Origin of the sequence: Actinospica robiniae DSM 44927 (assembly GCF_000504285.1) — a bacterium.
Lineage (GTDB): Bacteria > Actinomycetota > Actinomycetes > Streptomycetales > Catenulisporaceae > Actinospica > Actinospica robiniae.
On record NZ_KI632511.1, the window covers coordinates 1979599 to 1992307 of the forward strand.

Here is a 12709-nt window from a genome sequence, read left to right on the forward strand (position 1 = left end):
GGGCGACGGCGCGAATCCGCGGAGGCCTCCCGCGACCGAGGAGCAGTCGCGGGAGGCCTGCGCCGAAACCGACCGGATCAGCGGCCGTTGAAGTGGATGAACCCGTTCGGCCAGTAGACGGTGAATGCGCCGTGGCCGTTGGAGGTGTCGACCGCGCTGCCGCCCGCCGGGATGTGCAGCGTGGAGTACAGCCCGTCCTCGCGCAGGTTGTACTGGGCGATCACGATCGAGCCATCGCTGTTGACCGCGGTGACCACCGCGACGTGCCCGACGGTGAAGGTGCCGTTGTTGCCGCCGTTGGTCCACCAGGCGATCGACCCGACCGTGGGTGAGTTGTTGACCGCGATGCCCTTCGACTGCGCGACACTCCCCCAGTCGCCCGCGTTCCCGTAGACGCTGTCGACGTCGATGGAGTAGGTGCTCCAGTCGCTCGGCAGCGAGCCGGAGCCCGTGCCGGTCGGCGTCTGCTTGCCGCCGTTGAGGCGGTAGAGCTCCCACGCGGCGTAGGAGACGCACTCCCGGTTGAGGCCCCAACTGGTCGCGAAGCTGTCCTTGCCCGCGTTCTGCCAGGACGACGGGTAGTCGTTGCCGATCGACACGGAGCCGCTCCCGCAAGCGGGGATGCCCGGCGAGTAGCCGTTGGTGGCCACCGTGGGCGTGTTCGTGTACCAGTCATAGACGTAGCTGCCGTCGCTGAGCTGGTCCCAGGTCGTGAAAGGGTGGCCGTACTGGGTCCGCCCGTCCTCCTGGTCGCCGTTATCGACCTGGCAGACCACGGTCAGGTTGGCGCCGTTGGCGAGCCAGCGCAGCAGCACGCTGCCGTCGGTGCCGCCGGTGTGCGGCTTGGTCAGGTCGGCCAGGCCCTGGCTGTCGGCGCCGGTCACCTGATAGGTGCCGGAGAAGGCCTGCGCGGGGCCCGCGGCGGCGAACGCGGCGGCGGGCAGCACGAGCACCGGCGCGAGCAGGCGGGCCACCCGGCGGACGGACTTCACGGATCGGGTCATGACGACTCCTTATCAATACATTGATTTACTGGTGGGATGCCGGCCGGAACGGTCGTTCGACCGGTGGAGCTCTCCGGCGGGGCGGCCGGGAGCGAAGAGGGTCAGGGGGCGGGCTCGCCCGTCGGCTCCGGTGCGGCGGGCGGCGAGAGGCGGACGGTCCAGCCGGCCAGCATCGGCGACATCGCCGCGGCGGCTCGCGCCACCCGCAGCGCGGCCCCTCTTCCCCCGTCGGGCGGGCCGGCCCGGACGAACACCGCGACCAGCAGGCCGAGCGCGCCGTCGGCGCGGACGGAGATGTGCTCCACCCTGTCTTCGGGCCGCACGCTCGCCCACAGGATGTCGATCACGGTCTGCTCGGCCACCGCGTGGGGGTCTCCCTCGGCGGTCAGCTTCAGCCAGATCAGGTCCAATCCACTCACCCCCAACACCCCGCGCACAAAGGCGCCGGCAGCTGCGAGGGACCGGCCTGCGTGCCGACCGCGACCACTGCGGCGGCGGCCGCGTGCGGGGCGGCACAGGCGCGCAGCCCGGCGCCCGCGATGAGGGGGCAGGCGGCCAGTAACAGCAGCGCGAGCGGCCGGCGAAGCGTTTCGGACATGGCGGTATCCCCAAACGGCGTGAAGTCGGATGAAAGAAGTGCTCTGATGTGCTCTCGGCCGCCGCATCCGGCGGGCCGCTCCGGGCTTGCCCCGACAACCATGAGTGTGCTGCCGGGCCCGCGGACGGCGGAAGAGGAACGGGCCGCCCTGAACCGGTCACGCCTGATGCGGCCAGGGAAAAGCCAGGTCAGTGCCCCGCTGACCCGCCACACTCACAGCCGCGTCCGCGCGTGCGGGAACTCACCGACGACTACGCGATAGTGACCACGCTGCCGTAGTGAACCGCTCCGTCGGCGCTTTCCTCGTACAAGCCACACGGTCCTCGTGCGCTCCGCGCCCTCGGATCCCGCCGACCGCAGGGGTGCGGAATAACGCCGCGATAGAGGACTGATGCCGACGGCGTCTACGTTCACCGCGCAGCCGAACCCGAGCCGACGGAGGCTTCCCGATGATCACAGACCCCTGGTTCCCCTTCTGGTCCGCACAGACCGGCGCCGCGCTGCCGCGCCTGTACTGCCTGCCCTCAGCCGGTTCCGGCGCGACGATGTACCGGACCTGGATCACCGACCTCGCCGACGCCTACGACGTGCGGCCGATGCAGCCGCCGGGTCGGGAGAGCCGCCTGGGCGAGGCGCCGTTCGCCTCGTTCCCCCGCCTGGCCGCGGCGGCCGCGGCGGCGATCGCGGCGCAGGAGCCTGAGGACTACGTCCTGTTCGGGCACAGCCTCGGCGCCCTGATCGCCTTCGAGGCCGCGCGCTCCCTGGGCGCGGCCGGGAGGCCGCCGCGAGCGCTGGTCGTCTCCGGTTCGCGCGCCCCGCACCTGCGCCTGGTGGCCACGCCCGCGCATGCCCCCGACAAGCTGGACGACGACGAGGCCTGCAAGGACTTCATGCGCATGGCCGAGGGCACCGACGAGGAGATCCTGGCCAACCGCGACCTGATGGACCTTCTCCTGCCCACGCTGCGCGCGGACCTGCGAGCCGGAGCCTCCTACCACTACACCGAGCAGCCCGCGCTGAACCTGCCGGTCCTGGCGATCGGAGGCGAGCAGGACCCGCTGGCCCGGCCCGACGAGGTGCGCGCCTGGTCCGGGCACACCGCCGCCGAGTTCGACGTGCGGATCTACCCGGGCGGGCACTTCTTCATCCAAGACGCGCCCGGACTTCTCGACCGGCTGCGCGCACTCGTCCGCGCTCCGCGGCCGCTGCGCGTCGGCTGAGCCGACGCCCTACCCGAACTCAGCCTCCCGACCCGAAAGGATGGGCCCTCGTGCCGGTCCGCACTTATCAGCCCACTGCCGACCTCGACGGGCCGCCGCTGGACGCGCCCGCCTCCGTCCTCGACCTCATCTCGGCACACTGGTCCTCGTCCGCCGCGGCCGCCCCGCGCGCGGCCGTCTCCGGGCCCGAAGGCGAACTCGGCTACCGCGAACTCGAGCGCGTGAGCGCCGGGATCGCCGCCGCTCTGCTCGACGCGGGCGCTCGGCCGGGTGAGCCGGTGATCGTCCGGGCGGGTGCGTCCGCGGTGGCGATCGCGGCGCTGCTCGGCGTGTTGCGGGCCGGCGCGCGCTTCGTCGCGATCGACCCGGCCTTCCCGCCGGAGCGGCAGGAGCGGATGATCGCCGCGTCCGGCGCGCGGCTGGCGTTGGCCGGGCCGGACACCGGCCCGATGCCGGCGGCGCACGCGGACTCGCTCCGGGTGCTGGCCTTGGCGCAGATCGAGCCGGCCGACGGATTCCACGGCCCGCGCCTGTCCGCGGATGCTCCCGCCTACACCTGCTTCACCAGCGGGTCCACCGGCACGCCGAAGGGCGCGGTCATCTCGCACGGGGCGATCGCCGCCTCCACCGCGGCCCGCCTGCAGCACTATCCCGAGGCCGTCACCGGCTTCGTGCTGTGCTCCTCGCTCTCCTTCGACAGCGCGTACGCCGGGATCTTCTGGACACTGGCGGCCGGCGCCACCCTGCTCATCCCCTCCGAGCGGGCCGGCGACCTGGGCGCGATCGGCCGCGCCGCGGCGGATCCACGTGCCTCGCACCTGCTGATCGTGCCGACGCTGTACGCCGTGGCCCTGCGCGGCGGGCTCGCCGCGCGGTTCGCCCGGCTCGCCGCGGTGATCGTGGCCGGCGAGGCCTGCCCGCGCGACCTGGTCCGCCGGCACTTCGAACTGCTGCCGCAGGTGGCCCTGGACAACGAGTACGGGCCCACCGAGTGTGCGGTCTGGTGCACGGTGCACCGGTGCAGCGCGCAGGACGCGGTCGCCTCCGGGATACCGATCGGCGTGCCGATCCCCGGGGCCCGGCTGCGCGTGCGCACCGCCGGACTCGAGCCGGTCCCGGCCGGCGGGATCGGCGAGCTCTGGGTCGCGGGGCCCGGCGTGGCGATGGGTTACGCGGTGGACTCGGCGGTGATCGACCCGTCCGGCGGCGGCAGGTTCGCCGTGCTCGACGGCGAACGCAGCTATCGGACCGGCGACCTGGTGAGCGTGCGGCCGGACGGGGCGCTCGACTTCCACGGCCGGGCCGACCGGCAGCTCAAACTCGGCGGGATGCGCATCGAACTCGAGGAGATCGAGGCCGCGCTGGCCGCCTGCCCCGGAGTCGCCGAGGCCGGCATCGGCGTGGCGGCCGGGCCGGAGCGCAAGGTGCTGGTCGCCGCGGTGGTCGCCAGCGGCGAGCCGGTCTCGGCCAAGACCCTGCGCACGCACCTGCTCCGGCGGGTGCCGGCCGCGGCCGTGCCGAGCGCGTTCACCACGGTGGCCGACCTGCCCCGGCAGCCCAACGGCAAACTGGACCGGATCGCGCTGGACCGGCTCGCGGCGGCGGGCTTCAGCGCCGGGAGTCGATGAGCGCGGCGAGGCGCGCGATGGTCGGCTCGCGGAAGAGCGCGGCGGCCGCGACCTCCACGCCGAAGCCGGCCTCGAGGGCGAGCTGGAGCTCGGCCGCGGCCATCGAATCGCCGCCGAGTTCGAAGAAGTCGTCCTCGATCCCGACCGGCTCGATGCCGAGACGATCGGCCCACAGCAGGGTCAGCCGCCGCTGTGTCTCGGTCACGGGTGCGGCGTATTCGGTGCCGAGCTCGGCCTCGGCGCGGGTGATCATCGGTAGCCCTCCCGGACATTCATTCCCCAGATGATATCAGGATGCTGCATGACCGGTCGGCGCGAAGCCGGGAATCCGTTTCATTGACTGCTTTTGACTGTTCCCAGGGTGACTCGAGAGCGCGGATCGGAGAGGGGCACGTGAGATTCGTGAGCATCACGCGAGGACTTAGGGCCGGTCAGACGGCCGGAGGCGGTCGGCGCGGCCCGGACCCGGGGCGCCGGTGTGCCCGGAATCGGCCGCAGTGGCCGAACCCGCGCAACCCTGGAAGCCGCCTGCGGTGTATGCCACCCTTGACGCGTTGCGACGCACAGGGTGTACTCGCATGTGTACCGGAGCATGATGTCGTGCCCTGGTACCGACTGCACTGCACGGTGATGATGGGGACTGGTGTAGTGAGGAATGCGACGGGAGCGACGGGCGGCACCGCAGACGGGGAAGGCGTTCCGGCCCGGCGCACCGAGTTCCGGGTGCTGGGCCCGTTCGAGGCGGCGCACGCGGGGATGCCCGTCGACGTCGGCGGGCCGCGCAACCTGACCGTCCTGGCCATGCTGCTGCTCGAGGAGGGCAGCGTCGTGCCGGTGGACCGGCTGATCACCGCGGTCTGGGACGAGGATCCGCCGCGCACCGCGCGGGCCCAGATCCAGATCTGCGTCTCGGCCATCCGGCGTCTGCTGCGCGAGAGCGGCGGGCGCGATCCGATCTCCACCCGCCGGCCCGGCTATCTGCTCGAACTCGACACGGACTGGCTGGACCTGGACGCGTTCGAGTCCGGAGTGGCCGCCGGACGCCGGCTGCGCGAGGCCGGGGACCGGGCCGGCGCGGCCGCCGCGTATCGCAGTGCCCTCTCTCTCTGGCGCGGCCCGGCGCTCTCCGGCCTGGAGAGCCCGGTCCTGCGCGGCGCCGTGCTGCATCTCGACGAGACCCGGATGGCCGCGACCGAGGAGTGCCTCGAGACCGAACTGCACGCGGAGCCGCGGCAGGAGTCGATCGGCGAGCTGATCCGGCTGGTGCGCGACCATCCGCTCCGGGAGCATCTCCAGGCCTTGCTCATCTCGGCGCTCTACCGGACCGGCCGGCAGGCCGAGGCCCTGGACGCGTACCGCAAGGCCCGCATCTTCATCGTGGACGAACTCGGCATCGAGCCGGGTCCGGAGCTGCAGCGGCTGCACCGGGCGATCCTCAACGGCGAGGCGCTGCCGGAGCCCGCGGCCCCGCGCCGGGCCGAACCCCCCGCGCCGGTGCCGGTGGCCGTGCGGCTCCCGTCCGAACCGCCGATCCCGCGGCTGCTCTCGGCGGCGGTGCCGGATTTCACCGGGCGGGAACTGATCACCGCCCGCATCCTCGCCTCCGCCGACCCGCGCCGGGCCCAGACCGGAGCGCAGACCGCGGTCAGCGTCGACATCGTGTTCGGCCCGGGCGGTTCGGGCAAGACGGCGCTGGCGATCGAGGTGGCCCACCGGCTCGCCCCGGACTATCCGGACGGTCAGCTCATGGCCCGGCTCCAGGTGGGCGACCGCCCGGTGGACGCCGCCGAGGTGCTCGGCCGCTTCCTGCGGGTGCTCGGGGTGGAGGGGCACAATCTGCCCGAGGGCTTGGATCAGCGGGCTGAGATGTACCGGAACCTGCTGGGCTCGCGCCGGATCCTGGTGGTGCTGGACGACGCCGTCTCCGAGGAGCAGCTCTCCTGGCTGCTGCCGGGCAATCCGCAGTGCGCGGTCATCGTCACCAGCCGACGCCGGCTGGCCGGCCTGCCCGCGGCCGGCCGGCACGAGGTCGGCGCTCTCGAGCCGGGGGGTTCGACCGCACTGCTCGCGCGCATCCTCGGCGATGAGCGGGTCGCGGCCGAGCCGGAGCCGGTGGCGACGCTGTGCGCGTTGTGTGACGGGCTGCCGCTGGCGCTGCGCATCGCCGCCGCGCGTCTGGCCGCCCGGCCACACTGGAGCGTTGCCTCGCTCGTGGACCGGCTGCTCGACGACTCGCGGCGCCTGGACGAGCTCCACCACGGCGAGATGGGCCTGCGCGCGAGCATCAGCGGGACCTACGAGTCCTTGTCGGCCGGCGCGCGCCGGCTCCTTCGCCTGATGGCGCTGCCCGAGGCCCCGAGCCTGGCCTCGTGGGCCGTCGCCCCGCTGCTGGACGTGGACGTCTACGACGGCGAAGACCTGCTCGAGGAACTGGTCGAGGCCTATCTGCTGCACACCGAGCAGCTGCCGGTGGGCGAGCCGACGCGCTACCGCTTCCACGACATCATGCGCTCCTTCGCCCGGGAACGGCTGGCCGCCGAGGAAAGGCCCGATGAGCAGGCGGCCGCACTCGAGCGCCTCGCCGGCACCATGCTCTACCTCTCCCGCGCGGCGCACAGCCGCGAGTACTGCGGCGAATACCTGCTGCCGCAGGGCCGTGCGCGACGGCGCGCGCTACCGCAGCAGCTGACGGACCGTCTGCTCAAGGATCCGCTGGCCTGGTTCGAGCACGAGCGGGTCGCGCTGGCCGCGACGATAAGGCAGTGCGCTGCGAACGCTCTGGTGGACCACGCCTCGGAGCTGGCGATCAGCTCGGTCGCGCTCTACGAGGCCCGCTGTTATTTCGAGGACTGGCGCGAGACGCACGAGGCGGTGCTGCAGGCGGCCTGCCGCACGGGCAACGAGCGGGGCGAGGCGGCGATGCGCTACTCGCTCGGCTCGCTGCATCTGTTCGTCCAGCGCAACGAGCAGGCCATGCGCCAGTTCTCGCTGGCCGACGAGATCTACCTGCGGAACGGCGACGAGTACGGCTCGGCGCTGGTGCAGCGCAACGTGGCGACGCTGGAGCGGCGCGGCGGGAACGTGCAGGCCGCGACGGAGCACTGGGAGTCCTCCCTGCGCGTCTTCCAGGTGGCCGGCGACCGGATCGCCGAGGCCTACTGCCTGATCCATCTGGCCCAGGTGCAGATCGAGTCCGGGAACGCCGAACAGGCGCGCGGACTGCTGCGCCGGGCCGAGGAGCTGTGCCAGCGCACCGGCAACCACCGCGTCGGGGCGCAGGTGGAGAAGCAGCTCGGCGACCTGGCTCTGCACAGCGGGGAACTGGACCGGGCCGCGCAGTGCTACGACAAGGTGATCGCGATGACCCGCGAGTCCGGGGACGTCGTCGGCCGGTGCTACGGCGTGATCGGGCTGGCCCGCGTGGACCTGCGGCGAGCGCGCTATCTGGAGGCCGCGCAGGCGCTGGCCGACGCGGCCCGGCAGGCCGCCATCGTGGGCGACCGCGCGGTCGGCTATCGCGCGGTGATCGCGCTCGCCGAGGCGGAACTCGGGCTGGAGCACCACGACAGCGCGGGCGGGCACGCGGAGAAGGCCGCCGCGCTGGCCAGGGAGATCGGCGCGCCGCTGTTGTCCGTACAGGCCATGGCGATGAAGGCGCGGGTGCTCGAGGCCTGCGGCCGCATCCGCGAGGCGGAGGCCGAGCTGCGCACGGCGGCCCGGCTGCTTTCCGGCAGCGACGCCGGACCGGCCGCGGCGCTCTCCGCGGAGATCGGCCGCCGGCTCGAGGCCCTTGCCGCGGCCGGTTCCTGAGCACCACGGCAGCATTCTGATCATCAGCATCCAGATACCCGTGCGCTGATCCGCGGATCGCCCGGCCGCGGGCCGGTCTTCGACGTCCGCAGAAGCTTCGCATACAACTATCAACCACCCATAAGGGGTTCATCATGGCAGGTGAGTTGACCGGCCGGATCAGCGGCGTACCCGCCGAGGTCTGGAACGAGGAGATCCTCGCTCCCCAGTTCGCGTACGAGGCCGAGCATCTGCTCGGACACTACGCGGCGATCGAGCGGGTGCTGCTCCTGGAGTACCGGCGGATGGGGCTGGTGGACGCGGCCGGAGCGGCCGCGATCGCCGAGCGGCTGGATTCGCTCGATACCGCGGCGGTACGCGCCGATCCGCGGGAGAACATGTCAGACATCTCTTTCGCCATCGAGCGCCACGTCGCGGCGGGCTCGGCTCGGCCGTTCAGCGCCTGGCACGTGGACCGCAGCCGCAACGACCTGCAGTCCTGCGCGCAGCTGATGGCCGCGCGCGAGCAGGTGGCCGCGATCGCCGGGGAACTGCTCGCGCTCGCGCACGCCGCCGGCGAGCTGGCCCGGGAGTACGCGGACGTCCCGATGCCCGGGTACACCCACGCCCAGGCCGCGCAGATCATCACCCCCGGCTTCTACTTCGCGGCGGTGGCGGGCGAGACGCTCGGCTGTGCGCGTCGGCTGCTCGCCGTCTACGACGAGATCGACGCCTCGCCGCTGGGCGCGGGGACGATGGCGGGGCAGGAGCTGCCCTGGGACCGGGACCGCATGGCGAAGCTGCTCGGCTTCGCCCGGCCGCAGGCCCACGCGCTGGTCTCGGTCGCCTCCCGCGGCTGGGCCCTGGCCGTCGCGATGGAGCTGTCCAACTTCGCCGTCACCCTCAGCCGCTTCAGCACCGACCTGATGACCTGGGGCGGCAGCGGATACGGTTTCCTCGAGCTGCCCGACGAGCTGTCCGGGATCTCGGCCGCGATGCCGCAGAAGCGCAACTTCCCCGTGCTCGAGCGGCTGCGGGGCCGGTGCGCGCACGTCAGCGGGCTCGCCTTCGACCTCGCCAACGGCCAGCGCAACAGCGCCTACGCGAACACGGTCGAGGTGTCCAAGGAGGCCGGGGCCCGGCTGCACGGCCAGTTCGACGCGATGCGCTCGGTGCTGCGGATCGCGCTGGTGGTCGTGCGCAACCTCTCGTTCCACACCGAGCGCATGCGCGAGGCCTGCGAAGCGGAGTTCCTCGGCGGATTCACCCTCGCCAACCGCCTCACCCTGGACGAGGGCGTCCCCTGGCGCACCGCCCAGGTGATCGCCGGCCGCTACATCAAGCGGGCGATCGAGGCGGGGATCGCGCCCGCCGAGCCCGACGGCGCGCTGCTCGCGGCGGTCGCGGCGGAGGCCGGCCACCCGGTGCGGGACGGGCGGACGCTGCTCGAGGCCACCCTCGGCGTGGCCGAGGGGCTGCGGGCCAAGCGCTCGGCCGGCTCCGCCCACCCGGACGCGGTCCGCACGATGCTCGCCGACCTGGACGCCGAGGCGGCGGAGCTCGGCAAGGGCTGGGCGCGGCGCGGCCGGGCCGGCCGCGATGCCGCCACTGAAGTCAATGCCCTGCTTTACGACGTAGAATCCTGACTCTCGAAGGAGCCCGACCATGCGACACTCATCGATCATCGACGCGATCGGCCACACCCCGCTGGTGCGGCTGCGGATCGACGCCCCGGAAGGCGTGGAGGCGTACGCCAAGCTCGAGATGCTCAACAACTTCGCCATGAAGGACCGGGTCGCCCGCCAGGTGATCGCCGAGGCCCGGCGGACCGGGGCGCTGGCCGAGGGCGCGCCCATCGTGGAGAGCTCCTCGGGCACCATGGCCCTCGGCCTGGCGCTGGTGGGCACCCATCTCGGCCATCCGGTGCACATCGTCACCGACCCGCGGATCGACCCGATCACCCTGGCCAAGCTCACCACCCTCGGCTGCGAGGTGCACGTGGTCGAGGCGATGACCGGCCAGGGCTGGCAGAGCGCCCGGCTGGAGCGGCTGGCCGAGCTGATGGCCGGCCTGCCCGGGGCGTTCTGGCCGCGGCAGTATTCGAACCCGCAGAACCCGGCGGCCTACCGCACCCTGGCCGACGAGCTGGTGGCCGATCTGGGCGGGCTGGACGTGGTGGTCGGCGCGGTGGGCAGCGGCGGCTCGCTGTGCGGCACCTCGCGGGCGCTGCTGGAGCGGCTGCCGGAGCTGAAGGTCGTCGGTGTGGACTGCGTCGGCAGCGTGCTCTTCGCCCAGCCGGACGTGCCCTCGCGCAAGCAGAGCGGCCTCGGCAACAGCCTGTTCCCGGACAACATCGACTACACGCTCTTCGACGAGGTGCACTGGCTCTCCGACGACGAGGCCTTCGACGCCACCCACCGGCTGGCCCGGGAGCAGAAGATCTTCGGCGGCAACACTTCGGGCTCGGTCTACCGGATCCTGAGCCACCTCGCGCGCAACGCCGCGCCCGGCACGAAACTGGTCGGCATCATGCCCGACCGCGGCGACCGCTACGTGGAGAGCGTGTACACGCACCGGCCGGCCGGACCGATCGCGGCCGAGCCGGCCGAGGTCGAGTACGGGACCGCCGTCACGAGCTGGTCCTTCGCCCGCATCCCGCGCCGGGATCGGCCGGTGCTGGTGTTCGTCGAGTCCAACACCACCGGCACCGGGATGTTGATGCTGCGCACGGCTGTGCGCCTCGGGGTGGAGCCGGTGCTCTTCGCGAAGGACCGGGAGCGCTACCCGGGCCTGGCCGAGACCGGCTGCCGGGTCGTGGTCTGCGACACCGACGACGCCGCCGCGCTGCACGACGTCGTGGCGGAGACGGTGGCCGGACGCACCGTCGCCGGTGTGACCACCACCAGCGAGTTCTACCTCGAACACAGCGCGCGGCTGGCGGCGCGGCTCGGCGTGCCGGGCAACCCCGTCGACGCGATGGCGGCCTGCCGCAACAAGGCGTTGACCCGCCGGGTGCTCGCGGACGTCGGCATCGGCCAGCCGCGGTTCTCGGCCGTGAGCGAGCCGTCCGAGGTCGACGCCGCCATCGCCGCGGTCGGCCTGCCTTGCGTGGTGAAGCCGGTCGGTGAGTCGGGTTCGCACGACGTGCTGTGGTGCCCGGATGCCGAGACCGCCGCCGCGCACGCCGCGAAGGTCCTCGCGGTCACCCGGAACGTGCGCGGCCAGGAGACCGCGCGCACGGCGCTGGTCGAAGAGTACGTCGCAGGGCCGGAATACAGCGCGGAGATGTTCTGCGTGAACGGCGAGGTCTACTGCGTCGGCGTCACCGAGCGGACGCTCAGTGCGCTGCCGCACTTCGTGGAGACCGGCCACCTGTTCCCGGCCGCTCTGGACGAGATCAAGGCCCGGGAGATCTCCGAGGCGGCCGGGCAGGCGCTCAAGGCGCTCGGCTTCGAGCGCGGCGCGGCGCACGTGGAGCTCAAGACCGCCGACTGCGGCCCGGTCGTGGTGGAGGTCAACGCGCGCCCGGCCGGCGGGATGATCCCGGAACTGGTCCGCCTGGCCACCGGGATCGACCTGATGGACCAGCAGGTGCGCAGCGCCGCGGGCCTCCCGGTGAGCCTCGCGGCGACCCGCGCGAAGCGGGCCGGCATCAGGTTTCTGACCGTGCCGGCTCCGGGGCGCCTGCTCCAGGTGACCGGCGTGGAGCGGGCGCGGGCGGTGGCCGGCGTGGACCAGGTCACGGTCACCGGCGTCCCCGGGCAGGCGGTGCACGCGGTACGCGACGCATACGACCGACTCGGCTACGTCATCGCGTCCGGAGAGAGCGCCGAGGAGGTGCGGCGGGCGCTCGACGAGGCCGTCGCGCAGCTGAACGTCGTGGTCGAGGCCGACCTGGGGTAAGGCGGGGACAAAAGCCGATCGCCGCTCCGGAGTCTTCCGGAGCGGCGATCGGCTTGCCTCGTGGGCAGTGCCGGCGGGCCTCGTGGGCCTTCGGCGGTCGGGCCTTGTGGGCCGCGCACCTCCTTCTTCGGGGTCTGTTCCTACTCCCAGGACGTGTTGTCCGGCTCGGCCGGCGGCACCGGGGTGCCGCTCGTGGTGGAACCGTCGGCCAGAATGTGCGCGGCCACCGTCGCGCCGTGGTGCGCGGTGACGCTGAGCACGCCCGGTCCGAGCGCGAGCAGGCCCGCCGCGGACGCGATCCCCGCCATCGCCTTGATGCCCTTGACCATGTCCATCGCGGTTTCTCCAGTCTGCGCTCGGATGGTGCGCCGATGCCGTTTCCGGCCAACTGGAATGAAGTTAAGACGGCCTGCTTTCGGTACTCCTTCCAAGCCTTATCCATCCGCTATCAACGGTGGATCATCAGAATTCAGATTGCCTCGATCCGGCGCCCGGAGGTCGCGGCGGGGGGTCTCGGACCGATAGCGCGGCGAAGCCGTTCCGATCGAACGCCGCTGCACACTGCCC

10 protein-coding genes are annotated in these 12709 nt (G+C 72.6%); 5 read left to right on the forward strand and 5 right to left on the reverse strand.

Translation table 11 applies throughout. The features are described from left to right. Positions 1-77: 77 nt before the first annotated feature. The 3 genes from ACTRO_RS08470 to ACTRO_RS08480 all read right to left on the reverse strand — a co-directional run bounded on the left by ACTRO_RS08470 (position 78) and on the right by ACTRO_RS08480 (position 1602). Positions 78-1004: a CHAP domain-containing protein gene (locus ACTRO_RS08470; RefSeq protein WP_034262588.1), complete on the reverse strand. Its 927-nt coding sequence runs from the start codon at positions 1002-1004 to the stop codon at positions 78-80. A gap of 101 nt (positions 1005-1105) precedes the next feature. Continuing rightward, complete coding sequence (locus ACTRO_RS08475) at positions 1106-1423, reverse strand: hypothetical protein (protein ID WP_157435970.1); 318 nt, start codon at positions 1421-1423, stop codon at positions 1106-1108. After that, a complete protein-coding gene (locus ACTRO_RS08480) occupies positions 1420-1602 on the reverse strand; it encodes a hypothetical protein (protein WP_034262593.1) in 183 nt (60 codons plus the stop codon). The genes ACTRO_RS08475 and ACTRO_RS08480 overlap by 4 nt, the downstream gene beginning before the upstream one ends. Positions 1603-2051: 449 nt before the next feature. Here ACTRO_RS08480 and ACTRO_RS08485 point away from each other — a divergent pair, with 449 nt between their 5' ends. Further along, positions 2052-2822, forward strand: coding sequence for a thioesterase II family protein (locus ACTRO_RS08485; RefSeq protein ID WP_084316089.1), 771 nt, complete (start codon positions 2052-2054; stop codon positions 2820-2822). Positions 2823-2872: 50 nt separating this feature from the next. Beyond that, positions 2873-4450: an amino acid adenylation domain-containing protein gene (locus ACTRO_RS08490; RefSeq protein ID WP_051450520.1), complete on the forward strand. Its 1578-nt coding sequence runs from the start codon at positions 2873-2875 to the stop codon at positions 4448-4450. Here the strand turns inward: ACTRO_RS08490 and ACTRO_RS08495 are convergent. After that, positions 4431-4703 (reverse strand): phosphopantetheine-binding protein, encoded by a 273-nt coding sequence (locus ACTRO_RS08495; protein WP_034262595.1) that lies wholly within the window; start codon positions 4701-4703, stop codon positions 4431-4433. The two genes, ACTRO_RS08490 and ACTRO_RS08495, sit on opposite strands and share 20 nt — an antisense overlap. Positions 4704-5098: 395 nt before the next feature. Between ACTRO_RS08495 and ACTRO_RS08500 the strand changes: the two genes are divergently transcribed. The 3 genes from ACTRO_RS08500 (at position 5099) to ACTRO_RS08510 (ending at position 12142) form a co-directional block, all read left to right on the forward strand. Then, positions 5099-8260 carry an AfsR/SARP family transcriptional regulator gene (locus ACTRO_RS08500; protein ID WP_051450521.1) on the forward strand — a complete coding sequence of 1054 codons (3162 nt, stop codon included), beginning with the start codon at positions 5099-5101 and terminating at the stop codon, positions 8258-8260. A gap of 134 nt (positions 8261-8394) precedes the next feature. Further along, on the forward strand, positions 8395-9885 hold the full coding sequence (locus ACTRO_RS08505; protein ID WP_034262598.1) for an argininosuccinate lyase: 1491 nt from the start codon (positions 8395-8397) through the stop codon (positions 9883-9885). 19 nt (positions 9886-9904) lie between these two features. Continuing rightward, positions 9905-12142 carry a pyridoxal-phosphate dependent enzyme gene (locus ACTRO_RS08510; RefSeq protein WP_034262602.1) on the forward strand — a complete coding sequence of 746 codons (2238 nt, stop codon included), beginning with the start codon at positions 9905-9907 and terminating at the stop codon, positions 12140-12142. A 140-nt stretch (positions 12143-12282) separates the two neighbouring features. Here ACTRO_RS08510 and ACTRO_RS08515 read toward each other — a convergent pair whose 3' ends face one another. Then, positions 12283-12477, reverse strand: a complete 195-nt coding sequence (locus tag ACTRO_RS08515) for a hypothetical protein (RefSeq protein WP_034262606.1) — start codon at positions 12475-12477, stop codon at positions 12283-12285. Positions 12478-12709: the final 232 nt, after the last annotated feature.